This window comes from Pseudomonas sp. FW305-3-2-15-E-TSA4 (assembly GCF_058787295.1).
Genome location: NZ_JBYSZP010000003.1, coordinates 80,977 through 105,340, shown reverse-complemented (window position 1 = coordinate 105,340; position 24,364 = coordinate 80,977). Strand labels below are relative to the sequence as shown.

Sequence of the window (24,364 nt, the reverse complement as noted above, 5' to 3'; positions counted from 1 at the left end):
ATGCAAACTCGTGACGACATTTTCAACACCCTGCGCGATGCCTTGGTCGAGCTGTTCGAACTGGATCCGGCGCGGATCAGCCTGGAGTCCAACCTGTATCAGGATCTGGAGATCGACAGCATCGACGCGGTCGACCTGATCGATCACATCAAACGCCAGACCGGCAAGAAAATCGCCGCCGAAGAATTCAAATCGGTGCGCACCGTCGGTGACGTGGTCGAGGCGGTCTACCGTCTGGTTCAACCGGCCGCATGAGCCGATTGATCGGCCTCGGCCTGCTGCTGGCGGGGCTGCTGTACCCCTTTGCGGTGTATTTCGGCATGGAGCACTTCGCCCCGTGGCAGTTCGGACTGCTGCTGGGCGGGCTGTGGCTGGCGCGCGCGCTGACCGGCGAGCGCAAACCCGGCAGCCGCTGGATGGCCTGCGTAGCGATCGTGTTCTGCCTGCTGCTGGCGCTGTTCGACAGTCCGCTGTTGCTGCGCTGGTATCCGGTGCTGATCAGCGGCTTCATGCTGGTGCTGTTCAGCCTGAGCCTGAAATACGGGCCGCCGATGGTCGAGCGTCTGGCGCGATTGCGCGAGCCGCAATTGCCGCCCGAAGCGATCCGCTACACCCGTCAGGTCACGGTGGCCTGGAGCGTGTTTTTCTTCTGCAACGGTTTGTGCGCCGCGTTCCTGACCCTGTGGGCGCCGCTGCATTGGTGGATGTTGTACACCGGCCTGATCTCCTACGGATTGATCGGCCTGATGTTTGCCATTGAATGGCTGATACGACAACGGGTAAGAGGCCGTAAATGAACTGGATAAAACTTGAGCACCTGTTGCTCAAGGCCCTGCCGGAGCGCGCGATCAGCGCCGCCCCGGCGCTCGACCACACGCAACTGCGCGAGCAGGCGCTGAGCGTTGCCGCCGGCCTGCAGGCACGCGGCGTGCAGCGCATGGCGGTGCATCTGGAAGATGCCGCCGACCTCGCCATCGCCCTGCTCGGCGCCTGGCGCGCGGGCGTCGCCGTCCTGCTGCCCTCCGACCTGCAAGCGCAGACCCGCCAGCGCTGGTCGAGTGAGGTCGATCTGTGGTTGAGCGATCACCCCGATGATGCTCACTTGAGCGATCTGCTGCAGCCGGCCCTGCCCGGTGCTGAACTCGACCTCGAGCAGTGCCGCCTGAGCCTGTGCACCTCCGGCTCCAGCGGCGAGCCCAAGCGTATCGACAAGACTCTGCGCCAACTGGCCAACGAGGTCGAAGCACTGGAGCAACTGTGGGGCGCGGATCTGGGAGAAGCCTGGATCATTGGCAGCGTCGCCACCCAGCACATCTACGGTTTGTTGTTCCGGGTGCTGTGGCCGCTGTGCGCCGGACGCCCGTTCGCGCGCAGGCAACTGGCGTTTCCGGAAGACCTGCAGCGCGCCAGCCGCGAACACCCGGCCTTCGCCTGGGTCGGCAGCCCGGCATTGCTCAAGCGCATGGGCGATAACCTCGACTGGCCGGCCCTGAGCGCCGTGCGCCGGGTGTTTTCCTCCGGCGGCGCTTTACCCGCAGACGCCGCGCAGAGCCTGCAGCAACGCCTGCAACAATGGCCGACCGAAATCCTTGGCAGCTCGGAAACCGGCGGCATCGCCTGGCGTCAGGGCGCCAGTCTGTGGCAGCCCTTCGCCGGGGTTGAGCTAAGCCAGGACAGCGACGGCGCCCTGCTGATCACTTCTCCCTATCTGCCGGCCGGGCATGTCGAACATACCGCCGATGCCGTGCGCATCGCCGCCGACGGACGTTTCGAACTGCTCGGGCGGCTGGACCGCATCGTCAAACTCGAAGAGAAGCGCATCTCCCTGCCGATGCTCGAACAGGCACTGGTCGCCCACGAGTGGGTCGCCGAAGCACGGCTGGGCGTGGTTCAGGAAAACCGCGCGGTACTTGGCGCCTTGATGGTGCTCAGCGAGGCGGGCCTGTTTGCCTTGCGTGAGCACGGTCGTCGCAGCCTGACCGAAGCCCTGCGCAAACACCTGAGCCAGCATTGCGAGGCGCTGGCCTTGCCCCGGCGCTGGCGTCTGGTGCGGCAACTGCCGCTGAACAGCCAGGGCAAGCTGCCGCAGGCCGACATCGAAGCGCTGCTGCTGGCGCCACGGCCGAAAGCCCCGGAAGTGCTGGAGCAGGTCGAAACCGACGGCGAGTGGAGCCTGCAATTGAGTGTTCCGCCGGACCTGGCCTACTTCAGCGGCCACTTCCCCAAGGCCCCGGTGCTGCCCGGTGTGGTGCAGGTCGAATGGGCGCTGAACCTTGGCCGACAACTGCTGAACCTGCCCGGCAAATTTGCCGGCATGGAAGTGCTGAAATTCCAGCAACTGGTGCGCCCGGGCGATGAAGTCCAGCTGCACCTGCGTTTCGATCCCGAGCGCGGCAAACTGTATTTCGCCTACCGTAACGACACCGCGACCTGCTCCAGCGGACGAATCATCCTGGAGCCTGCCAATGCTTAACCTGTGGCGAGGGAGCTTGCTCCCGCTCGAGTGCGAAGCGCTCGCCAGCAATTTTATGTCGACTGGATTTGGGGCCGCTTCGCAGCCCAGCGGGAGCAAGCTCCCTCGCCACAGTGGGGATGTGTTCAATGCATAACCCTTGCGCCGTAATTCCGGTCTACAACCATGAAACCGCGATCGGCACCGTGGTCGACGCGCTGCTCGCCCAAGGCCTGCCGTGCATTCTGGTGGACGACGCCAGCACCCCGTCCTGCGCGCGAGTGCTGGATGCGCTGGCCGAACGCGAAAGCGTGCATCTGGTGCGCCTGACCCTCAATCAGGGCAAGGGCGGCGCGGTGATGACCGGCCTGCGCGAAGCTGCTCGTCTGGGCTACACCCATGCCCTGCAAGTTGACGCCGACGGCCAGCACGACCTGCACGACGTCGCCCGTTTCGTCGAGGAATCCCGCGCCCATCCGCACGCCATGATCTGCGGTTATCCGCTGTTCGACGAGAGCGTGCCCAAGGGCCGCTTGTACGCACGTTATCTGACTCATGTGATGGTCTGGATCAACACGCTGTCGCTGCAGATCCGCGATTCGATGTGCGGTTTTCGCGTCTATCCGCTGGCCCCGACGCTGGCGGTGATCGACTCGGCGCGGGTCGGCAAGCGCATGGATTTCGACTCGGACATCCTCGTGCGTCTGGCGTGGCGCAACCAGCCGATGCGTTGGCTGCAGACCAGCGTGCATTACCCGCTGGACGGCGTCTCGCACTTCCGTCTGCTGCACGACAACGCGCTGATTTCCAGCATGCACACCCGGTTGTTCTTCGGCATGCTGCTGCGCCTGCCCGTCATCCTCTGGCGCCGGTGGCGCACATGAGCGTCGAGACCGACAAGAAGCACTGGGCCGACCGCGAAGAGCGCGGCAGCTTCCTGCTGATGAAATTCACCGCGTTCGCCGCCAAGGTGCTTGGCCGACGCCTGCTCAGTCCGCTGCTGTACGGCATCGTCCTGTACTTCTTCCTGTTCGGCCGCACCGCGCGCAACAGTGCCTGGCAATACCAGCAACGGCTGGCCGACTGGAGCAACCGCGCCGAATTGCGCCCGAGTTACTGGCGGGTGTTCCGCCAGTTCATGGCGTTCGCCGATTCGCTGCTCGACAAGCTCGACGTGTGGAACGGCAAGCTGCGCATCGAGCAGATCGAAATCATCGACCCGGCGCTGCTGCGCAATCAGTTGCGCGGCAGTCGCGGGCAACTGCTGGTCGGCGCGCACTTGGGCAACCTCGAAGTCTGCCGGGCGCTGGCCGAGATCGGCGAAAAGGTCACCATGAATGTGCTGGTGCACACCAAGCACGCCGAGCAGTTCAACCGTTTGCTGGGCGAGGCCGGGGCGACCAATCTGCGCCTGATCCAGGTCAGCGAACTGGACCCGGTGATCATGCTGCAACTGCACGAACGCCTGGAGCGCGGCGAGTGGCTGGCGATTGCTGGCGACCGCGTGCCGTTGCACGGCGGGCGCAGCGTCAGCGTGGACTTTCTCGGCCACCCGGCAGCGCTTCCGCAAGGCCCGTGGCTGCTGGCCGGTTTGCTCAAGTGTCCGGTCAATCTGCTGATGTGCCTGAAACAACCGGACGGCCACTATCGCCTGACCCTCGAGCCGTTCGCCGACAGCGTGACCTGGACACGCCGCGAGCGCGAGCAGGTCATTCATCAGTGGGCCACCCGCTATGCGCAGCGCCTGAGTCACTATTGCCTCGAAGCCCCGCACCAATGGTTCAACTTTTACCCTTTCTGGAAGACCGATGACGACGCCAACCCATGAGCCGGTAACCTTCGGCGAACGCCCTTTGCGCATCGAAGACGTGCTGGCCCTGGCCAACCGTCAGGCGCCCGTGCAGTTGCAGAGCGACGCCGCTTACCGCGAGCGCATCGCCAAAGGCGCACGGTTCCTCGATTCGCTGCTGGACAAGGAAGGCGTGATCTACGGCGTGACCACCGGTTACGGCGATTCCTGCGTGGTCGCGGTGCCGCTGCATCACGTCGAGGCACTGCCGCGTCATCTCTACACCTTCCACGGTTGCGGACTCGGCAAACTGCTCGACCCGCAAGCCACCCGCGCCGTGCTGGCGGCGCGTTTGCAGTCGCTGTGTCACGGCGTGTCCGGGGTGCGCATCGAACTGCTGGAGCGCCTGCACGCCTTCCTCGAACACGACATCCTGCCGCTGATCCCCGAAGAAGGTTCGGTCGGGGCCAGCGGCGATCTGACGCCGCTGTCCTACGTCGCCGCCACCCTGTCCGGCGAGCGCGAAGTGCTGTTCCGTGGCGAACGCCGGCAAGCGGCCGACGTGCATCGCGAACTGGGCTGGACGCCATTGGTGCTCCGTCCGAAAGAAGCGCTGGCCTTGATGAACGGCACGGCGGTGATGACCGGCCTCGCCTGCCTCGCCTTCGCCCGCGCCGACTATCTGCTGCAACTGGCCACGCGCATCACCGCGCTCAACGTGGTCGCGCTGCAAGGCAATCCGGAACACTTCGACGAGCGTCTGTTCGCCGCCAAGCCGCATCCGGGGCAGATGCAGGTTGCCGCGTGGCTGCGCAAGGATCTGGCGATCGACGCGCCGACCGCGCCGCTGCATCGCCTGCAGGATCGCTACTCGCTGCGCTGCGCCCCGCACGTGCTCGGGGTACTGGCCGACAGCCTGAACTGGCTGCGTGCGTTCATCGAGACCGAACTCAACAGCGCCAACGACAACCCGATCATCGACGCCGAAGCCGAGCGCGTACTGCACGGCGGGCACTTCTACGGCGGGCACATCGCGTTCGCCATGGACAGCCTGAAAAATCTGGTGGCCAACGTCGCCGACCTGCTCGACCGGCAGCTCGCGCTGCTGGTCGACGAGCGCTACAACCACGGTTTGCCGAGCAACCTGTCCGGCGCCCCGGCGGATCGCGCCATGCTCAACCACGGTTTCAAGGCCGTGCAGATCGGCACCAGCGCCTGGACCGCCGAAGCGCTGAAAAACACCATGCCGGCCAGCGTGTTCTCACGCTCCACCGAGTGTCACAACCAGGACAAGGTGAGCATGGGCACCATCGCCGCCCGTGACGCGATCCGCGTGCTGGAGCTGACCGAACAAGTCGCCGCCGCCACGTTGCTCGCGGCCAATCAGGGCGTCTGGCTGCGTGGTCGCGATGAAGACGCACGCGCGCTGCCACCTTCGCTGGCCGCCATGCACGAAGAGCTGGCCAAGGACTTCCCGCCGGTCATCGAAGACCGTGCACTCGAAGGCGAATTGCGCCTGTGTCTGCAACGTATCGCCGAGCAACACTGGAGGCTGCATGCGTAGCGCCGGAGTGCTGCACGCCGACACGGAAATCCTCGTACCGTTTTTCGACGTCGACACTATGCACGTGGTCTGGCACGGGCATTACGTCAAATACCTGGAAGTGGCGCGCTGCGCGCTGCTCGACCAGATCGGCCACAACTACACGCAGATGTCCGAGTCCGGTTACGCGTGGCCGATCATCGACCTGCAACTGCGTTATGTGCGCGGCGCGGTGTTCGGCCAGCGCTTGAACGTACGCGCCAGTCTGGTGGAGTGGGAGAACCGCTTGAAGATCAATTATCTGATCACCGACCTGCAGACCGGTGAGCGCCTGACCCGTGCCAGCTCGGTGCAGGTAGCGGTCGAGATCAGCAGCCGCGAGATGCAACTGGCCTCACCCAAAGTGTTCACCGATGCGGTGGAAAGGATGCTGCGATGAAACTGTTCTGCAAATGCCTTGGCGCGATGGCGCTGCTCGCCGTGTCAACGCTGGCCAACGCCTTCGACCTGCAACAGCTCAGCGAGCAACTGGCGAAACCGGACGTGATCCACGGCCAGTTCATTCAGGAAAAACATCTGCGCGCCCTGCCTCAGCCGTTGATCAGCAAGGGCAGCTTCGTGCTGGCGAAAAATCACGGCCTGCTGTGGCTGCTCAAGACCCCGCTGCAACAGGATTACCGCATCACCGCCAACGGCATCGCCCGTCGTGACGGCAACGCTTGGCAGTTGCTGCCGAACAAGAGCGCCGGTGCCGAACAGAACCGCTTGTTCCTCGCTGTGCTGCAAGGCGACAGCAGCGGTTTGCAGCGGGATTTCGAACTGGCCCTGAGCGGCGACGCACAGCAGTGGAAACTCACCCTGACCCCGCGTTCGGTGCTGCTCAAGCAAGTGTTCAATCAGATCAATATCGACGGCGGTGAGCTGGTACAGACCATCGAACTGCTGGAAACCCAGGGCGACAGCACCGTGTTGCGCATGCAGGACAGTACCTCCGGTCAACCGTTGAGCGAAGCGGAGCAATATGACTTTGCCGAGTGAGCGCAGGCTGCCGTGGCTGTTTCTGATCCTGCTGCTGGCAGTCATCGCGCTGGCCGGATGGCAGTGGCGCGACGGTGCGCCGCTGTCGGCCAACCTCATGGAGCTGGTGCCCGGGACCAACCCTGACGCCCTCGAACTGCGCGCCGAACAGCGCATGCAGGAGCCGCTCAATCGGGAAATGCTGGTGTTGGTCGGTCACACTGATCGCCAGCAAGCGGTGGCCATGGCCCAGACTTTGGGCGAGCAATGGCAGGCCAGCGGTCTGTTCGAAAAGGTCCAGTGGAACCTGCAGGCGGATCTGCCGGCGCTGCGTACGCAACTGCTGCAAGGGCGGCTGGCGATGCTCTCAGCGGATGACCGGCAACTGCTGACCGAGCATCCCGATGCGTTCATTCAGCAACGGGTGCAGGCACTGTTCGACCCGTTCAACGGTTTCACCCTAGTGCCGAGCCAGGACGACTGGCTGGGCCTGACCGGACGGATCCAGAACAGCCAGCCGAAACACGGCGCGGTGCAACTGGACATCGGCAGCGGCGCACTGGTCGCCGATGCCGACGGCAAGCGCTGGGTGCTGCTGCGCGCGCGCACCACCGGCAATGCCTTCGACATGAACCTGCCGCTGAAAGTCGCTGATCTGCTGCAGCACAGTCGCGAGCAGGCGGCGAGAGCCGACGTGCAACTGTTGGCCGCCAGCGGTCTGCTGTACGCCGCCAACGGCCAGCAACAAGCCACCCGCGAAATGACCTGGGTCGGCGGCGGCGCCACTCTCGGGATTCTGTTGTTGCTGCTGTTGGCGTTTCGCCGCTGGCGGGTGCTGCTGGCGTTCGTGCCGGTGCTGGTGGGCATGCTGTTCGGCGCGGTGGCCTGCGTGGCGCTGTTCGGCCACATGCACGTGATGACCCTGGTACTCGGTTCCAGCCTGATCGGCGTGGCGGTGGATTACCCGCTGCACTATCTGTCGAAAAGCTGGAGCCTCAAGCCGTGGCGCAGCTGGCCGGCGCTGCGCCTGACACTCTCCGGACTGACGCTGAGCCTGATCACCAGCGCCATCGGTTATCTGGCGCTGGCCTGGACGCCCTTCCCGGCGCTGACACAAATCGCGGTGTTCTCTGCCGCAGGATTGCTCGGTGCCTATCTGTCGGCGGTGTGCCTGCTGCCGGCCCTGCTGAACAACGTTGAGCTGCAACCGGCGCAATGGCCGCTGCGCCTGGCCGAGCGTTTGGTGCAGCTGCGCGAAACCCTGCTCGAACACGTGCGCACCCCGGTGCTGCTGGCGCTGCTGATCGCGTTCTGCGCTGGCGGTCTGGTGCAGCTGCAAAGCAAGAATGACATCCGCCAGTGGGTCGGTGCACCACAACGCCTGACCGATGAGGCGCAGACCATCGCGCGCATCACCGGCTATCAGCCGACCAGCCAGTTCTTCCTCGTGCGCGGCGCCAATCAGCAGCAACTGCTGGAGCGTCAGGCCGCGTTGAGCGAGCGTCTGCAGCAACTGGTCAACCTCGACAAACTGCAAGGCTATCTGGCCCTCGATCAACTGCTCAGCCCACCGAGCCAGCAACAGCAAGTGCGCGAAGCGCTGAGCAAACTGGCGCAATACTGGCAGCCATTGCTCGACCTCGGCGTACCGCTCGCGGCGTTGCAAACCGAGTTGCAGCAGTTGCAGAGCCTGCCTGCCGAAGACATCGACGCGGCACTGGCCGGACCGTTGGGCGAGCCTTACCGCACGCTGTGGCTCGGCCCGACCGCTGACGGCGTGGCGGCGATGACCAGCCTGCAAGGGTTGAACAATCCGTCACTGCTGCGGGTGCAGGCGCTGGACTTGCCGGGGGTGATACTGGTGGATCGTCTCGGCGAATTGAACAACGTGTTCGCCGCGACCCAGATCAGCGCCGCCGAACTGAAACTCGCCTCCTGCGTGTTGATCGTGCTGGTGCTGATCGTGCCGTTCGGCTTCGGCGGCGCCTTGCGCATCGTCGCTCTGCCGTTACTCGCGGCGCTGTGCAGCCTCGCCAGTCTCGGTTGGCTCGGTCAGCCGCTGACCCTGTTCAGTCTGTTCGGCCTGCTGCTGGTAACGGCGATCAGCGTCGATTACGCAATCCTCATGCGTGAGCAGGTCGGCGGTGCGGCTGTCAGCTTGCTGGGCACCTTGCTGGCGGCGCTGACGACCTGGTTGTCGTTCGGCCTGCTGGCGGTGTCGAGCACGCCGGCGGTGAGCAACTTCGGCCTGGCGGTAAGCCTGGGACTGGCCTTCAGTTTCATTCTGGCGCCGTGGGCCGGACGTCACGTCCACCGCGCCGCCGTCGCAGAGCCGGCAGCATGATGGTCGTCGGTTTCTGGCTGATGGCCCTGGCGCTGTTCGCTGTGGCGACCCGTGTCGGTCGGCATTTCGGCCTGATCCCGATCGTCAGCCAGTTGCTGCTGGCCAGCTTCGGGTTGCCGCTGCTGATGTATTTCTGGATCGAACCGGGCTGGCAGCTCAGCGGTGCCGAACTGATTGCGCCGGTGTGGCTGAAAGACCTCTACAGCCTGAGTTTCGCGCTGTTGCTCGGGCACATTCTCAGTGATGTGATCGACCTGCGGCTGGACCGCCAGAGCGTGAAAATCGCCGTGCCGAGTTTTGCCGTGCCATTTGCCTCCGGTCTGGCGGCCGCCGCTTGGTTGCTGCCAGCGCAACCGTGGCTGAACTCGCTGGCGATCGGTCTGGTGTTCGCGATCACGGCGATCCCGGTGCTGTACCTGTACCTGCGCCACATCGACTATCCGCCCGCCGCCACCCGGCGTCTGGTGCAGACCGCCATCCTCATCGACCTGACCTGCTGGACGCTGTTCGGTCTCGCTCAGGGCAGTCTGCATTTGAGCAGCCTGTTGTTGCCGCTGGGACTGGCCTGCGTGCCGCTGCTGTTGAGTCTGCTGCGCGTGCGTCGACCGCTGACCTACAGCCTCGGTTTCTTTGCGCTGCTGGTGCTGGCCGAGCACTACAAACTCAACGCGCTGATTTTCGGCATCGGTTATCTGCTGTGCATGGCCTTGCTGAAAGTGCCGCTGGTGCTGCCATTGCCGGCGCGGTGGATGAGCCGTTTGCAGACATGGATCGCGATCCCGCTGATCCTCACCTTCGGTATCGTGCAGATCGACGTGCACAGCGCCCTCGCCAGCCTCGGCGCGGTGCAATGGGCGGCGCTGCTGCTGTTGCCGATTGCCAGTAAACTGCTCGGCAACTGGCTCGGGCTGGGCTGGGCCGGCGCCTCGTTCGAAGGCGCCAGCCGCTGGCGTGAAAGCGTGCTGCTGAACATTCGCGGGCTGAGCGAAATCGTCTTTCTCAACCTGTTGCTGCAACAACAGCTGATCAGCCCGGCGCTGTACTTCGCGCTGATGCTGATGGGCCTGATCGCGACGCTGTTGCCGGCCCTGATCGGCCTGCACCGCGCGCCCCTGAAAACCACCGCCACTGCGCCCGGGAGTTCACGTGCCAACCGTTGAAATGCAACGTCGTCAGGTAGTGATCATTGGTGCCGGCCCGTCCGGCGCCATCGCCGCCGCCCTGCTCAAGCGCAAGGGCCACGATGTGCTAGTGATCGAGCGCCAGTACTTCCCGAGGTTTTCCATTGGTGAAAGCCTGCTCAGCCATTGCCTGGACTTCGTCGAAGAAGCCGGCATGCTCGACGCCGTCAACGCCGCCGGATTCCAGCGCAAGACCGGTGCTGCGTTCGCTTGGGGCGAGCGCTACAGCGCCTTCGATTTCAGCGACACCTTCACCGCAGGCAAACCCACCACGTTCCAGGTGCAGCGCGCCGATTTCGACAAGCTGCTGGCCGATCAGGCTGCACTGCAAGGTGCCGAGATCCGTTACGGCGACGCCATCGACCGCGTCGATTTCGATCGCGCCAGACCGCAGCTCGACGTGCTGCGCGAGGACGGCAGCGAGTACCGCGTCGAAGCGGATTTCGTACTTGACGCCAGCGGCTACGGGCGCTTGCTGTCGCGTTTGCTCGATCTGGAAGCGCCATCGAATTTCCCGGTGCGCCAGGCGGTGTTCACCCACGTTGAAGATCACATCGACAACCCGGCCTTCGACCGCGAAAAGATCCTCGTCACCACCCACCCGGAGCACCGCGACATCTGGTTCTGGACGATCCCGTTCAGCAACGGGCGCTGCTCGGTGGGCGTGGTGGCTGCCGCCGAACACTTCAAGGGTCGCGACAGCGATCTGGACGCCTGCCTGCGCGGCTTCATCGCCGAAACCCCAAGCCTCGCCGGCGTGCTGAACAACGCGGTGTGGGACACTCCGGCGCGCACCCTCGGTGGTTATGCGGCGAATGTGAAAACCCTGCATGGCCCCGGCTTCGCCCTGCTCGGCAACGCCGCGGAATTTCTCGACCCGGTGTTCTCCTCCGGCGTGACCATCGCCATGCGTTCGGCGAGCATGGCCGCCGCCGTCCTGCACCGGCAGTTGCAGGGCGAAACCGTCGATTGGCAGCGCGAGTTCGCCGAACCGCTCAAACGTGGGGTCGACACCTTCCGCTGCTACGTCGAAGGCTGGTATGCCGGCACCTTTCAGGACGTGATTTTTTATCAAGACAGTCAGGCGGAGATTCGCCGAATGATCTGCTCGATCCTCGCCGGTTATGCCTGGGATGAACGCAACCCGTTCGTCAGCGAAGCGCGCCGCCGGTTGAAGATGATTTCCGAACTCTGTGCAAAGGACGCCCCATGAATTACTTGAGCGACAGCTACGTCGAGGAAACCCGCTTCGGTTTCTGGTTCCTGCGCAGCCACACCTGGCAGCACCATGTGTTGCGCGTGGCGATCAACGATTTGCGCGGGCTGTTCAGCGAGTCGCTGCCGGCCAATCCGGTGCTGCTGGATGCCGGTTGTGGTCAGGGCAAGTCGTTCCGGCATTTGCGCCAGACCTTCGCCCCGCAGCGCTTGATCGGTGTCGATGCCGATCCGCATAGCCTTGAATTGAGCGCCGAAGAAGCGGCGCGTCAGGGTTTCGATGTGGAGCTGATCGGCAGTGACTGCGCGACGCTCAACGTGGCGGACGCTAGTGTCGACCTGCTGTTCTGCCATCAGACCTTTCATCATCTGGTCGAACAGGAAAAAGCCCTCGCCGAGTTCTACCGCGTACTGAAGCCGGGTGGTTATCTGCTGTTCGCCGAGTCCACCGAGGCTTACATTGATACCTGGGTGATTCGCTGGCTGTTCCGCCATCCGATGCATGTGCAGAAGAGCGCGGCGCAGTACCTGGAAATGATTCGCCAGCAGGGTTTCGAGTTTGGCGAACGCAATGTCTCGTACCCGTATTTGTGGTGGAGCCGGTCGCAGGATTTCGGACTGCTGGAGCGGTTTGGATTGCGCCGGCCGAAGCCGTTTGGCGAGCGTGAGGAAACGTTGGTCAACGTTGTTGCCCGAAAACCACTCGCAGAGGCTTCCTGATGCAACACTTAACCTGTGGGAGCGAGCCTGCTCGCGAAAGCGGTGGGTCAGCCAGCCTCTTTGTTGAATGTGCCGGCGTCTTCGCGAGCAGGCTCGCTCCCACAGTGTCCGAGTTGTGGCGACTTTTTGTGGTCAGCATGATGCTTCTGTTGAGTGGTTGCGCCAGCCAGGCCCCGCTGCCCGCGAGCAACCCGACGCTGCCGTTACCGCTGCAACTGCACATCGAACGCCAACAGGCCGATCAACGCCAGGACTGGCTGCTGGTGATCCAGCGCGAAGGCTCCGGCATCCGCTGGTCGATGATGGACCCGCTGGGCATCCCCCAGGCGCGTCAACAACTGATCGACGGTCGCTGGCAGGCCGACGGGCTATTGCCGCCCAACCCGGAAGCCCGGGAGCTGTTTGCCGCGCTGCTGTTCGCCCTGACTCCCTCCGGCGAACTGGCGCGCAATTATCCCGCCGCGCAGCAGCAGGGCGAGCAACGCACGCTGGTGCCGCGCTGGACGATCCGTTATGCACAACCGTTGAGTTTCCAATTGAATCTGCCCCAAGGCCCGCACTATCGGGTTTCTCCTCTCGCTGAACCGACGCCATGACTGCCTACCTCAATGCCCTCGGCGTGATCTGCGCGTTGGGCCGCGACAAGCACCAGGTCGCGCACAACCTGTTTGCCGGTGACTGCTCGGGCATGCGCCGCGAGTCCGGCTGGGTGGCCGGGCGTGAGTTGCCGGTGGCGGCGGTGCACGGTGAACTGGCGGCGATTCCGGCCGAACTGGCCGACCAGAGCAGCCGCAATAATCAACTGCTGCTGGAAGCCGCACTGCAGATTCGCGAGGACATCGATCGGGCGATCCAGACCTATGGTCGCGCGCGCATCGGCGTGGTGCTCGGCACCAGCACCTCGGGGATCGACGAAGCCAGTCGCGGGTTGGCGCACTACCTTCGTGAGCAGCAGTTCCCGGCCGAGTACGACTATCGGCAACAGGAACTCGGCGCCCCGGCGAATTTTCTCGCCGACTGGCTGCAACTCAGCGGCCCGGCCTACGTGATTTCCACCGCCTGCACGTCCAGTGCGCGGGCGTTGATGAGCGCGCAGCGCCTGCTCGATCTGGGCCTGTGCGACGCGGTGCTGTGCGGCGGGGTCGACAGCCTGTGCAAACTGACGCTCAACGGTTTCAGTTCACTGGAAGCGGTGTCTGACCAGCGCTGCAATCCGTTCTCGGCCAACCGCAACGGCATCAACATCGGCGAAGCGGCGGTGCTGTTCCTGATGAGCAAACAACGCAGCGACGGCCCGGCCATTGCCCTGCTCGGCAGCGGCGCCAGCTCCGACGCGCACCACATTTCCGCGCCGGAACCGAGCGGCCGCGGCGCCCTGCAAGCGATGCAGAAAGCCTTGAGCCGCGCACAGCTGCAAGCGGCGCAAATCAGCTACCTGAACCTGCACGGCACCGCGACCCAGCACAACGATGCGATGGAAAGTCTGGCGGTCGCCACGCTGTTCCCCGACGGCGTGGCCTGCTCGTCGACCAAGCCGATGACCGGCCACACCCTCGGCGCGGCCGGTGCCCTCGAAGCGGCGTTCTGCTGGCTGAGCCTGAGCGCCGACAACCCGCAGCACGCCCTGCCGCCACACGTCTGGGACGCCCAGCCCGACCCCGACTTGCCGGCGTTGAAGTGGGTGACCGCGAGCGAACGCCTGTCGTCCATTGCACCCCGCTACCTGATGAGCAACTCGTTTGCCTTCGGCGGCAACAACGTCAGCCTGATTATCGGAGACGCCCCATGAACGACTGGCCGCTCGCCGAACTGCTGCCCCACGCTGGCGACATGATTCTGCTCGACCGCATCCTCAGTTTCGACGAAGAGCAGATCCACACCCGCCTCACGGTCAAGTCCGACGGCTTGTTCAGCCTGCCCGACGGCAGCCTGCCGGCGTGGGTTGGCATCGAGTTGATGGCGCAGAGCGTTGCCGCGTTCGCCGGTTGCCATGCCCGATTGAAGGGCAACCCGGTAGAGCTGGGTTTCCTCCTCGGCACGCGCAAATTCGAGTGCAACGTCGAGGCGTTTCCGGCCGGCAGCGAACTGACTATCCATGGCATCCGTTCGCTGGAAGACGACAACGGCATGGGTGTTTTCGAATGCCACATCAACGCCCCCGGCATCGAGGCCAGTGCACGCTTGAACGTGTTCCGCCCGCCGCAGCCCAGCCAATACCTTGAACAAAACAGAGAGTCGAACGATGACTGAATCCGTACTGGTCACCGGCTCCAGCCGTGGCATCGGCCGCGCCATTGCCTTGCGTCTGGCGCAGGCCGGGCATGACATCGTCCTGCATTGCCGCAGCGGAGTGGCTGAAGCCCAGGCCGTGAAAGCCGAAGTCGAAGCGTTGGGCCGCAGCGCGCGCATCCTGCAATTCGACGTCGCCGACCGCGAAGCCTGCAAAACCATTCTCGAAGCCGACGTCGAAACCCACGGCGCCTATTACGGCGTGGTACTCAACGCCGGCCTGACCCGCGATGGCGCTTTTCCGGCGTTGAGCGATGACGATTGGGACGTGGTGCTGCGCACCAATCTCGACGGTTTCTACAACGTCCTGCACCCGGTGATGATGCCGATGATCCGTCGTCGCGCCGCCGGTCGGATCGTCTGCATCACTTCGGTGTCGGGTTTGATCGGCAATCGTGGCCAGGTCAACTACAGCGCCTCCAAGGCCGGGGTGATCGGTGCGGCGAAAGCGTTGGCGATTGAACTGGGCAAGCGCAAAATCACGGTTAATTGCGTCGCGCCGGGCCTGATCAACACGGCGATGCTCGACGAAAACGTGCCGGTGGAAGAGCTGATGAAAATTATCCCCGCGCAACGCATGGGCACCCCGGAAGAGGTCGCTGCTGCGGTAAATTTCCTGATGTCGGCGGAAGCCTCGTACATCACCCGCCAGGTCCTGGCGGTCAACGGAGGCCTGTGCTGATGAAGCGCGTTGTCGTCACCGGCATGGCCGGCATCACCTCGCTGGGCAGCGACTGGCAGACCATCGCCGGCAACTTCGCGGCCAACCGCAGCGGCATCCGCCGCATGGACGAGTGGGACCGCTTCAGCGAACTCAACACCCGCCTGGCCGGGCCGATCGATGATTTTGTCGTACCGCCGCACTGGACCCGCAAGCAACTGCGCAGCATGGGCCGGGTGTCACGGCTGGCGGTGGGTGCGGCGGAACAGGCGCTCGCTGACGCCGGCCTGCTCGGTGACGAATCGATCAAGGACGGACGCATGGGTGTGGCGTGTGGTTCGTCCACCGGCAGCACCGACGAGATCAAGGCCTTCGGCAACATGCTGCTGAACTCGGTGGCCGAGGGGCTCAACGCCAACTCCTACGTGCGGATGATGCCGCACACCACCGCGGCCAACATCAGCATTTTTTTCGGCCTCACCGGACGCCTGATCCCGACGTCCAGCGCCTGCACCAGCGGCAGTCAGGGCATCGGCTACGCGTATGAAGCGATCAAGTTCGGACGGCTGCCGCTGATGCTCGCCGGCGGTGCCGAAGAACTGTGCCCGACCGAAGCCATGGTCTTCGACGCGCTATACGCCACCAGCCTGAAAAACGACGCGCCACAGACCAGCCCACGTCCGTACGACAAGGGCCGCGATGGTCTGGTGATCGGCGAAGGCGGCGGCATGCTGGTGCTCGAAGAGCTGGAGCATGCGCTGGCTCGCGGTGCGCGGATCCACGCCGAGATCGTCGGTTTCGGCAGCAACGCCGACGGCCAGCACACCACTCGCCCCGAGCAGATCACCATGCGCCGCGCCATGGAACTGGCGCTGGACGACGCCGGGCTGACGCCGGATGCCATCGGTTACGTCAATGGTCACGGCACGGCTACAGAACAGGGCGACATTGCCGAAACACTGGCGACCAGCAGTCTGTTCGGCGAACACATGCCGATCAGCTCCCAGAAGAGTTTCCTCGGCCACACGCTGGGGGCCTGCGGCGCGCTGGAGTCGTGGTTCAGCATCGAAATGCTCAATCGCGACCTGTACACGCACACGCTCAACCTCGACGAGGTCGACCCGCACTGCGGCAAGCTCGATTACCTGCGCGGCGAATTCCGCCAGATGCATCACGAGTACGTGATGAACAACAATTTCGCTTTTGGTGGCGTCAACACCTCGTTGATTTTCCGCCGCTGGCACTGACCGCAACACGTTTGGAGTGAAGGGAATGACTCAGTTTCACCGCATCGCCGCCCTGCTGGCCCTGGCCTTTGTGCTCGGCGGTTGCACCAGCAAACCGGTTTACAACGCCAAGGAAGAGTTCTCGCCCAACCTCGGCTTCACCCAGCAACAGATGAGCCGCGCCATCGTCACCGCACTCAATGATCGCCAGTGGGTGGTGCAGTCGGTGCGCCCGGGCATGATCAAAGCGGCGATTACCGTACGCGGCCGTCACCACGCCGAAGTCGACATCCCGTTCAGCCCGACCTCGTTTGAAATCGACTACCGCAGCAGCTACGGCCTCGACGCCAAGGACGGCAAGATCCACGGCAACTACAATCGCTGGGTCAACCGCCTGCGCGACAACGTGCTCAAGGAACTGTCGATCAACCCGGACATCGAGTTCGTCAACGACTTGGGCATCGTCAAGCAAGGCGCCGACGAACCGACCTACCTGAGCTTTCGCGAGGGCGTCAAACGCGCCACCGACGCCGGCCTGCTCGACGGCAGCGTGAAGTTCTACCTGGCCGGCGAAACCCTGCCAAAACAGGTGCGCAAACTCGACACCGTCAGCAGCAGCCGCAAAACCAACGGCTCGAACAAATCCGACGCCGACGCCTGCTTCTGGGCGCTGCAGTCGGCCCTCGCCACCCTGCAGAACGCCGCGAAAAAAGCCGACGCCAACGCCGTGATCAACATCGCCAGCGTCGACCAGCGCGACCTGTACAAAGACACCGAGAAATTCCAGTGCCGCGCCGGCCTGGTGGTGTCGAGCGTGGCGTTGCGTGGGGATTTGGCGCACGTTGATTGATTGAACTGTAGAAACGACAAAGGGCGCCTTGCGGCGCCCTTTGCTATTCTGTTCAGCTCAAGTGCTGGCATGTAACTTCAAGCCCAACGCCTTTACCACTTTCAGAATCGTTCCAAACTCAGGATTTCCTTCACCTGACAGTGCACGGTAGAGACTTTCTCGAGACAGCCCGGCGTCACGTGCGACTTGGGTCATGCCTCGCGCTCTCGCAATGGTGCCCAGTGCCTTGGCGATAAAGGCAGGATCATCTCCAGCCTCCTCCATGCAGGCATCCAGATAATTGGCCATGTCCTCTTCTGTCTTGAGGTACTCGGCTGAGTCCCAACGAGTGAATTGTTCGGTCATGGGTTTTGCTCCTGCCAAGACTCCGCGATGAGCTTGGCTTGCTTGATATCTCGGGGTTGGCTGCTCTTGTCTCCACCACAAAGGAGGATGACCACTTGCCGACCTTGTTGCATGAAATAGACTCGATATCCGGGGCCATAGTCAATTCTGACTTCGCTGAGCCCCTCACCGACGACTTTGACATCACCAAAATTCCCATCGGCCATACGATCAATGCGCGCCTGAATACGCATCCTGGCGCGGCTGTCAGCCAGCTTCAAAAGCCAGCTGGAGAATGTTGAACTTCGAATAATCTCGGGCATGCTCGGAAGTGTAGCCCTTGAGCTACACATGTTCCAGATGGTTTTTTCTGCACCGACGTACGGTGTCTACACTCGTTAAATCGTTGAATGCTGACTCGCAAAGTCAAGGAGATGACCATGCAAGTGAAAGCCCTGATCGCCGCCGCACTCCTCGGGCTATTGCCCATCGCCAGCCACGCCACCAACCTGATGTACATGCCGTTCGAAACCGTGCTCTCGGATGCGATCCGCGCCGGGCGGCTGGATGGCAGTGTGAAGTTCTATCTGATCGGCAACGGGCCGCAGGGCACGCAGCAGTTGTTACGCCGGGATGTGGTCAGTGATTTGCGCACCAACGGTTTCAACAAGAGCGATCACGACTCCTGCGAGTGGGTGCTGCAGTCGAACCTGATCAAGTTGCAGGCCGATGCCAAACGGGTCGGGGCGAATGCGGTGGTCAATATCGTCAGTTATTACGACCAGCATGTGCGCAAGGATTTGAATACCTATGAGTGCCGTGCGGGAGTGTTTGTGACACGGGTGGCGTTGAAGGGGGATCTGGTGCGGTTGCCCTGAGGGGCGTTGGTGTTTGAGTTGACGCCTTCGCGAGCAGGCTCGCTCCCACCTTGGAATGCGTTCCCCTGTGGGAGCGAGCCTGCTCGCGATTTGATTGCGCAGCAATCAAGCTTTTGAAGGCTCAACCTTGCGCGTCAGCAGCTCGACGAACGCCTTGGCCATCGGCGATTTCTGATCCTTGCGCTGCACCAGCCACACCGCCGACACCGCCTCCGGATCAAGCAGTGGTCGATAGACCACACCGTCAATGCGCATCCGCTGATACGACGCCGGCAACACCGAAACCCCCAGCCCCGCTGCGACCAGTCCGATGATGGTCATCGCCTCACCGGCCTCCTGGGCGAAGTGCGGGCTGAATCCGGCATCGCGGGCCAGACTGAGCAGTTGCGCATACAGCCCGCTGCCGTAGCTGCGTGGAAAGAACACGAACGGCTCCAGCGCCAGCGCCGAGAGGAACAAGCCTTCCTCGCTGCCCTGCGCCAACGGATGTTTGGAGCCGAGCACCGCCACCAGCGGCTCACGCATCAGCTCCACCACACTGAGCGAATCCGGCAGGCCCAGCGGGCGCATGATCCCGACTTCGATCGACTCATCCACCAGCGCATCCGCGACCATGGTGCTGCTCATCTCCCGCAGGTTCAGGTGCACTGCCGGGAAACGCTGGCGAAAAGAAAAAATCGCCTGGGGAATGGTCGAGTTGAACGGCGCCGACGAGGTGAAGCCAATCTTCAATTCGCCGAGCTCGCCGAGTTGCGCACGCCGGGCGACATCCGCGGCTTTGTCGACCTGCGCCAGCACCAGCCGCGCCTCCTGCAGAAACAATCGGCCGGCCTCACTCAGTTCGACCCGACGATTGGTGCGCTCGAACAACCGCGCGCCGACCTCTTGCTCCAACGCCTGAATCTGCTGACTCAACGGTGGCTGAGAGATCCCCAGTACCTGTGCAGCGCGGCCGAAATGCAGTTCTTCGGCGACGGCGATGAAGTAGCGCAGATGACGCAATTCCATGGAAACCCCATTAGGTCGTTAAAGCTATCAAACAGGTCGAACAATATATTGGATAGAAACATTAGCCAGCTATATGATTTTTTCATTGCCTGCCTGGCCGTGCCCTCCGAGGTCTGATGTGAAAACCGCCGCCGCCCCTCTTGCCCATGAAGTTCCGCCTGCCGCGACGGACGATGTCATCGCCGAGCTGCAGGAGATCTACATCGAAAAAGGCACGCCGATGTTCATGCGCACGGTGCTCGCGCTGTTCAGCGGTGGCTTCGCGACCTTCGCTTTGCTGTATTGCGTGCAGCCAATGATGCCGCTGCTGTCTCACGAGTATTCGATCAACGCCGCGCAGAGCAGCCTGATTCTGTCGGTGGCGACCGGCATGCTGGCCGTCGGGCTGTTGATCACCGGGCCGATCTCCGACCGGGTCGGACGCAAACCGGTGATGGTCGCGGCACTGTTCGCCGCCGCGTTGTGCACCATCGCCAGCTCGATGATGCCGAGCTGGCACGGTGTGCTGATCATGCGCGCGCTGATCGGGCTGTCGTTGAGTGGTCTGGCGGCGGTGGCGATGACGTATCTGAGCGAGGAAATCCATCCGCAGCACATCGGTCTGGCGATGGGCCTGTACATCGGCGGCAACGCAATTGGCGGGATGAGCGGGCGGTTGATCACCGGGGTGCTGATCGACTTTGTCAGCTGGCACACGGCGATGCTGGTGATCGGCGGTTTGGCATTGGTCGCAGCGGCGGTGTTCTGGAAGATCCTTCCCGAATCGCGCAACTTCCGCTCGCGCTCGCTGCATCCACGCAGCCTGCTTGATGGCTTCACCATGCACTTTCGCGACGCCGGCCTGCCGCTGCTGTTTCTTGAAGCGTTCGTGCTGATGGGCGCTTTCGTCACCCTGTTCAACTACATCGGCTATCGCCTGCTGGCCGCGCCGTACAACCTCGATCAGGTGTTCGTCGGTTTGCTGTCGCTGGTGTACCTGTCGGGCATCTACAGCTCGGCGAAGATCGGTTCACTGGCGGACAAACTGGGGCGGCGCAAAGTGCTGTGGGCAACCATCGCACTGATGTTCGCCGGCCTTGCACTGACTATGTTCACACCGCTGTTGCTGGTGATCGTCGGCATGCTGATCTTCACCTTCGGCTTCTTCGGCGCGCACTCGGTGGCGAGCAGCTGGATCGGCCGGCGTGCGACCAAGGCCAAGGGCCAGGCGTCGTCGTTGTATTTGTTCAGCTATTACGCCGGGTCGAGTATTGCCGGCACGGCTGGCGGGGTGTTCTGGCATCTCGGCGGGTGGAATGGCATCGGCCTGTTTATTGGCGCCCTGCTGATGATCGCGCTGTTGGTGGCGTTGAAACTGGCGAAGTTGCCGCCCCTCGGTGGCAGCGCTCCCGCTTGAGTCAGAACACCATTTTTTTCAGGATTCGGCGCCCACACATTTCGTGTTTGATAACGGCTGCGATGTGTAGCGCTACTTGAACCAGTAACATCACGCACGCCCAAACATGGATGACGAAGAACCGATCAATCCACTGTAGATCGTTCAGCGGCGCCGGAATAAGAACCAGATCAAATATATTGATCGGTCGATCCATCATTAATATTCCTGTGAGCAAGACAACCGCCGTCATCAGATAAATAGACTTATGCATCCAACTCGCCAGACGCTCCACAAAGGTCCTGTCCACCTCGCAAGTGGTGTGAGAGCCTCTGACAGAAACATACAATCTCAGTATAAATATCGGAATAAATAAAGCCGTCACCGAAACATTTATAAATCCGACTATCGATTTTGTTTCCGCTGCAACTTTAATGACTGACACATAGAAGCCAGACAACAGAGCCCATAAAATTACTGCCGCAGATATCCAGTGCAAAGCAATCTGGAGACGCGAATATCCAACCCTTTTCATTGCAACCATCCTGATAAACAAGTGGCGCCATTACAAAGCTCTGAATTATCAACGTCAACGAGAAAACCATTAACAGAAACTGCACAAAGTAAACAATCTTTACGAACAAGGTTTATTGAACTTTCAACTTAAACATACAAAAATCAATTACCGCCCGAACATTGCATTCGGGCGGTCGTGTCAAAATCTTACTCGTGATACTGCGCCGACAACTCGTGCACCGCACGCAGGAACGCACCGGCGTGCTCCGGATCGACCTCAGGGGTGATGCCGTGGCCGAGGTTGAACACGTGGCCGCTGCCCTTGCCGTAGCTGGCCAGAATGCGCCCGACTTCAGTGCGGATCGCTTCCGGTTTGGCGTAGAGCACGGTTGGGTCCATGTTGCCTTGCAGCGCGACCTTGTCGCCGACGCGGGCGCGGGCGTTGCCGATGTCGCAGGTCCAGTCCAGGCCCAGTGCGTCGGCGCCAGCGTCGGCGATACTTTCCAGCCACAGGCCGCCGTTCTTGGTGAAGAGGATCACCGGCACCTTGCGACCGTCGTGCTCGCGGATCAGGCCGCTGACGATTTTCTTCATGTAGGCCAGGGAGAACTCCTGGTACGCCGCCGCCGACAGGTTGCCGCCCCAGGTATCGAAGATCTGCACCGCTTGCGCGCCGGCCTGGATCTGGCCGTTGAGGTACGAGGTCACCGACTGCGCCAGTTTGTCCAGCAGCAGGTGCATGGCTTGCGGGTTGTCGTAGAGCATCGCCTTGGTCTTGCGGAAGTCTTTCGACGAGCCGCCTTCAACCATGTAAGTGGCGAGGGTCCACGGGCTGCCGGAGAAGCCGATCAGCGGCACACGGCCGTTCAGCTCGCGGCGGATGGTGCTGACCGCGTCCATCACGTAGCCGAGGTCTTTGTGTGGATCAGGGATCGGCAACGCTTCGATGTCGGCCAGGGTGCTGACGACTTTCTTGAAGCGCGGACCTTCACCGGTCTCGAAGTACAGGCCCTGGCCCATGGCATCGGGGATGGTGAGGATGTCGGAAAACAGGATCGCCGCGTCCAGTTGCGGGTAGCGGTCGAGCGGTTGCAACGTAACTTCGCAAGCGAATTCCGGATTCATGCACAGGCTCATGAAATCACCGGCCTGGGCACGGCTGGCGCGGTATTCAGGCAGGTAGCGGCCGGCCTGGCGCATCATCCACACCGGGGTGACGTCTACAGGTTGCTTGAGCAGGGCGCGGAGGAAACGGTCGTTCTTCAGGGCAGTCATGTCGGCATCCGGAAAAAAAGTGCGGGCATTTTCTCAGAGCGCGACGCAAAAGGCACGGATGCAGGTCAGCCTTTTGTCTATCGGGTCAATTTATTGCGTTGGAATACTGATTTTGCAACACCGAGAAACAACTGTGGGAGCGAGCCTGCTCGCGAATAGGCCGGTACATCCAACAGTGAAATTGGCTGACAGACCGCTTTCGCGAGCAGGCTCGCTCCCACAGGGTTATTGCGTTTGGTTCAGGATCCGAGGTTAGACACCCAGGTAATCGAGGATCCCTTCAGCCGCATTGCGGCCTTCGAAGATTGCCGTTACCACCAGGTCGGAACCGCGCACCATGTCGCCACCGGCGAAGATTTTCGGGTTGCTGGTCTGGTGCTTGTACTGACCTTGCTCAGGCGCGACGACGCGGCCCTGGCTGTCGGTCTGGATTTCGAACTGTTCGAACCACGGTGCCGGGCTTGGACGGAAACCGAACGCAATGACCACGGCGTCGGCCGGGATGATCTCTTCGGAGCCCGGGATCGGCTCGGGGCTGCGACGGCCACGGGCATCCGGTTCGCCGAGACGGGTCTCGACCACCTTCACGCCTTCGACCTTGTCTTCACCGACGATCGCGATCGGCTGGCGGTTGTAGAGGAATTTCACGCCTTCTTCCTTGGCGTTCTTCACCTCTTTGCGCGAGCCGGGCATGTTCGCTTCGTCACGACGATAGGCGCAGGTCACCGACTTGGCGCCCTGACGAATCGAGGTGCGGTTGCAGTCCATCGCCGTGTCGCCGCCGCCGAGTACCACGACCTTCTTGCCTTTCATGTCGACGAAATCTTCCGGCGACTTTTCAAAGCCCAGGTTGCGGTTGACGTTGGCAATCAGGAAGTCCAGCGCGTCGTAGACGCCCGGCAGATCCTCACCGGCAAAACCGCCCTTCATGTAGGTGTAGGTGCCCATGCCCATGAATACCGCATCGTATTCGGCGAGCAGTTGCTCCATGGTCACGTCCTTGCCGATCTCAGTGTTGAGGCGGAACTCGATGCCCATGCCGGTGAAGACTTCGCGACGATTGCTCAGCACGGTCTTCTCAAGCTTGAACTCGGGAATGCCGAAGGTCAGCAGACCGCCGATTTCCGGGTTCTTGTCGAACACCACCGGGGTCACGCCGCCACGTACCAGCACGTCGGCACAGCCCAGACCCGCCGGGCCCGCACCGATGATCGCGACACGTTTGCCGGTCGGTTTGACCTTGGACATGTCCGGGCGCCAGCCCATGGCGAATGCGGTGTCGGTGATGTACTTCTCGACCGAACCGATGGTCACCGCACCGAAACCGTCGTTGAGGGTGCAGGCACCCTCGCACAGCCGATCCTGCGGGCACACCCGGCCACAGACTTCCGGCAGGGTGTTGGTCTGGTGCGACAGCTCGGCGGCCTGGAGGATGTTGCCCTCGGCCACCAGCTTCAGCCAGTTGGGAATGAAGTTGTGCACCGGGCACTTCCACTCGCAATACGGGTTGCCGCAACCCAGGCAGCGGTGGGCCTGATCGGCCGACTGCTGGGGTTTGAACGGTTCGTAGATCTCGACGAACTCTTTCTTGCGTTGACGCAACAGTTTCTTCTTCGGATCCTTGCGCCCGACATCGATGAACTGGAAGTCGTTATTCAGACGTTCAGCCATTGTTAAAACCTCATCAAACTCTTCAGGCGC

Annotated in this window: 26 protein-coding genes; 20 read left to right on the top strand and 6 right to left on the bottom strand. The window is 62.5% G+C overall.

Translation table 11 applies throughout. The features are described 5' to 3' along the window. The 18 genes from AC3WMV_RS04915 to AC3WMV_RS04830 all read left to right on the top strand — a co-directional run bounded on the left by AC3WMV_RS04915 (position 1) and on the right by AC3WMV_RS04830 (position 17,287). On the top strand, positions 1-255 hold the full coding sequence (locus tag AC3WMV_RS04915) for an acyl carrier protein (RefSeq protein ID WP_003220947.1): 255 nt from the start codon (positions 1-3) through the stop codon (positions 253-255). Further along, positions 252-797 (top strand): COG4648 family protein, encoded by a 546-nt coding sequence (locus AC3WMV_RS04910; protein ID WP_103368706.1) that lies wholly within the window; start codon positions 252-254, stop codon positions 795-797. The genes AC3WMV_RS04915 and AC3WMV_RS04910 overlap by 4 nt, the downstream gene beginning before the upstream one ends. Beyond that, entirely contained in the window at positions 794-2,473 is a 1,680-nt protein-coding gene (locus tag AC3WMV_RS04905; protein WP_103368707.1) for an acyl-CoA synthetase family protein, read from the top strand. Before AC3WMV_RS04910 ends, AC3WMV_RS04905 begins: the two co-directional genes overlap by 4 nt. 128 nt (positions 2,474-2,601) lie before the next feature. After that, entirely contained in the window at positions 2,602-3,336 is a 735-nt protein-coding gene (locus AC3WMV_RS04900) for a glycosyltransferase family 2 protein (RefSeq protein WP_103368708.1), read from the top strand. Further along, complete coding sequence (locus tag AC3WMV_RS04895) at positions 3,333-4,280, top strand: lysophospholipid acyltransferase family protein (RefSeq protein WP_103368709.1); 948 nt, start codon at positions 3,333-3,335, stop codon at positions 4,278-4,280. Before AC3WMV_RS04900 ends, AC3WMV_RS04895 begins: the two co-directional genes overlap by 4 nt. Further along, entirely contained in the window at positions 4,261-5,805 is a 1,545-nt protein-coding gene (locus AC3WMV_RS04890) for an HAL/PAL/TAL family ammonia-lyase (RefSeq protein WP_096794708.1), read from the top strand. The genes AC3WMV_RS04895 and AC3WMV_RS04890 overlap by 20 nt, the downstream gene beginning before the upstream one ends. Continuing rightward, entirely contained in the window at positions 5,798-6,223 is a 426-nt protein-coding gene (locus AC3WMV_RS04885) for an acyl-CoA thioesterase (RefSeq protein ID WP_027611337.1), read from the top strand. The genes AC3WMV_RS04890 and AC3WMV_RS04885 overlap by 8 nt, the downstream gene beginning before the upstream one ends. Then, complete coding sequence (locus AC3WMV_RS04880; RefSeq protein ID WP_103368710.1) at positions 6,220-6,822, top strand: outer membrane lipoprotein carrier protein LolA; 603 nt, start codon at positions 6,220-6,222, stop codon at positions 6,820-6,822. Before AC3WMV_RS04885 ends, AC3WMV_RS04880 begins: the two co-directional genes overlap by 4 nt. Continuing rightward, a complete protein-coding gene (locus AC3WMV_RS04875; RefSeq protein WP_103368711.1) occupies positions 6,806-9,145 on the top strand; it encodes an MMPL family transporter in 2,340 nt (779 codons plus the stop codon). Before AC3WMV_RS04880 ends, AC3WMV_RS04875 begins: the two co-directional genes overlap by 17 nt. Further along, positions 9,142-10,305 (top strand): sodium:proton antiporter, encoded by a 1,164-nt coding sequence (locus tag AC3WMV_RS04870; RefSeq protein ID WP_103368712.1) that lies wholly within the window; start codon positions 9,142-9,144, stop codon positions 10,303-10,305. Before AC3WMV_RS04875 ends, AC3WMV_RS04870 begins: the two co-directional genes overlap by 4 nt. Continuing rightward, complete coding sequence (locus AC3WMV_RS04865; protein WP_103368713.1) at positions 10,292-11,539, top strand: NAD(P)/FAD-dependent oxidoreductase; 1,248 nt, start codon at positions 10,292-10,294, stop codon at positions 11,537-11,539. Before AC3WMV_RS04870 ends, AC3WMV_RS04865 begins: the two co-directional genes overlap by 14 nt. Continuing rightward, a complete protein-coding gene (locus AC3WMV_RS04860; protein WP_103368714.1) occupies positions 11,536-12,261 on the top strand; it encodes a class I SAM-dependent methyltransferase in 726 nt (241 codons plus the stop codon). Before AC3WMV_RS04865 ends, AC3WMV_RS04860 begins: the two co-directional genes overlap by 4 nt. Next, positions 12,261-12,857, top strand: a complete 597-nt coding sequence (locus AC3WMV_RS04855) for a hypothetical protein (RefSeq protein ID WP_492561386.1) — start codon at positions 12,261-12,263, stop codon at positions 12,855-12,857. Before AC3WMV_RS04860 ends, AC3WMV_RS04855 begins: the two co-directional genes overlap by 1 nt. Beyond that, positions 12,854-14,050, top strand: a complete 1,197-nt coding sequence (locus tag AC3WMV_RS04850; protein WP_027611330.1) for a beta-ketoacyl-[acyl-carrier-protein] synthase family protein — start codon at positions 12,854-12,856, stop codon at positions 14,048-14,050. The genes AC3WMV_RS04855 and AC3WMV_RS04850 overlap by 4 nt, the downstream gene beginning before the upstream one ends. Further along, positions 14,047-14,511 carry a hotdog family protein gene (locus tag AC3WMV_RS04845; protein WP_103368716.1) on the top strand — a complete coding sequence of 155 codons (465 nt, stop codon included), beginning with the start codon at positions 14,047-14,049 and terminating at the stop codon, positions 14,509-14,511. Before AC3WMV_RS04850 ends, AC3WMV_RS04845 begins: the two co-directional genes overlap by 4 nt. After that, entirely contained in the window at positions 14,504-15,232 is a 729-nt protein-coding gene (gene fabG, locus AC3WMV_RS04840; protein ID WP_103368717.1) for a 3-oxoacyl-ACP reductase FabG, read from the top strand. The genes AC3WMV_RS04845 and fabG overlap by 8 nt, the downstream gene beginning before the upstream one ends. Continuing rightward, positions 15,232-16,458, top strand: coding sequence for a beta-ketoacyl-ACP synthase (locus AC3WMV_RS04835; protein WP_103368718.1), 1,227 nt, complete (start codon positions 15,232-15,234; stop codon positions 16,456-16,458). Before fabG ends, AC3WMV_RS04835 begins: the two co-directional genes overlap by 1 nt. Positions 16,459-16,483: 25 nt before the next feature. After that, the gene (locus AC3WMV_RS04830; RefSeq protein ID WP_027611326.1) at positions 16,484-17,287 is read left to right on the top strand and encodes a hypothetical protein; all 804 of its coding nucleotides are present in this window, start codon (positions 16,484-16,486) and stop codon (positions 17,285-17,287) included. Positions 17,288-17,344: 57 nt separating this feature from the next. Here the strand turns inward: AC3WMV_RS04830 and AC3WMV_RS04825 are convergent, their stop codons facing one another. Together AC3WMV_RS04825 and AC3WMV_RS04820 are read right to left on the bottom strand one after the other, a co-directional pair. Beyond that, the gene (locus tag AC3WMV_RS04825; RefSeq protein WP_007943750.1) at positions 17,345-17,632 is read right to left on the bottom strand and encodes an addiction module antidote protein; all 288 of its coding nucleotides are present in this window, start codon (positions 17,630-17,632) and stop codon (positions 17,345-17,347) included. After that, on the bottom strand, positions 17,629-17,934 hold the full coding sequence (locus tag AC3WMV_RS04820; RefSeq protein ID WP_103368719.1) for a type II toxin-antitoxin system RelE/ParE family toxin: 306 nt from the start codon (positions 17,932-17,934) through the stop codon (positions 17,629-17,631). Before AC3WMV_RS04820 ends, AC3WMV_RS04825 begins: the two co-directional genes overlap by 4 nt. Before the next feature lie 117 nt (positions 17,935-18,051). Between AC3WMV_RS04820 and AC3WMV_RS04815 the strand changes: the two genes are divergently transcribed. Then, positions 18,052-18,489, top strand: a complete 438-nt coding sequence (locus AC3WMV_RS04815) for a hypothetical protein (RefSeq protein ID WP_027611324.1) — start codon at positions 18,052-18,054, stop codon at positions 18,487-18,489. Between the two features lie 105 nt (positions 18,490-18,594). Here AC3WMV_RS04815 and AC3WMV_RS04810 read toward each other — a convergent pair whose 3' ends face one another. After that, a complete protein-coding gene (locus AC3WMV_RS04810) occupies positions 18,595-19,497 on the bottom strand; it encodes a LysR family transcriptional regulator (protein WP_027611323.1) in 903 nt (300 codons plus the stop codon). A 118-nt stretch (positions 19,498-19,615) separates the two neighbouring features. Between AC3WMV_RS04810 and AC3WMV_RS04805 the strand changes: the two genes are divergently transcribed. Beyond that, positions 19,616-20,893, top strand: coding sequence for an MFS transporter (locus AC3WMV_RS04805; RefSeq protein ID WP_103368720.1), 1,278 nt, complete (start codon positions 19,616-19,618; stop codon positions 20,891-20,893). A 1-nt stretch (position 20,894) separates the two neighbouring features. Here the strand turns inward: AC3WMV_RS04805 and AC3WMV_RS04800 are convergent, their stop codons facing one another. The 3 genes from AC3WMV_RS04800 to AC3WMV_RS04790 all read right to left on the bottom strand — a co-directional run bounded on the left by AC3WMV_RS04800 (position 20,895) and on the right by AC3WMV_RS04790 (position 24,334). Beyond that, a complete protein-coding gene (locus AC3WMV_RS04800) occupies positions 20,895-21,407 on the bottom strand; it encodes a cytochrome b (protein ID WP_027611321.1) in 513 nt (170 codons plus the stop codon). A gap of 188 nt (positions 21,408-21,595) precedes the next feature. After that, the gene (gene hemE, locus AC3WMV_RS04795) at positions 21,596-22,663 is read right to left on the bottom strand and encodes a uroporphyrinogen decarboxylase (protein ID WP_007952372.1); all 1,068 of its coding nucleotides are present in this window, start codon (positions 22,661-22,663) and stop codon (positions 21,596-21,598) included. A gap of 252 nt (positions 22,664-22,915) precedes the next feature. Continuing rightward, a complete protein-coding gene (locus AC3WMV_RS04790) occupies positions 22,916-24,334 on the bottom strand; it encodes an FAD-dependent oxidoreductase (protein WP_096794696.1) in 1,419 nt (472 codons plus the stop codon). Positions 24,335-24,364: the final 30 nt, after the last annotated feature.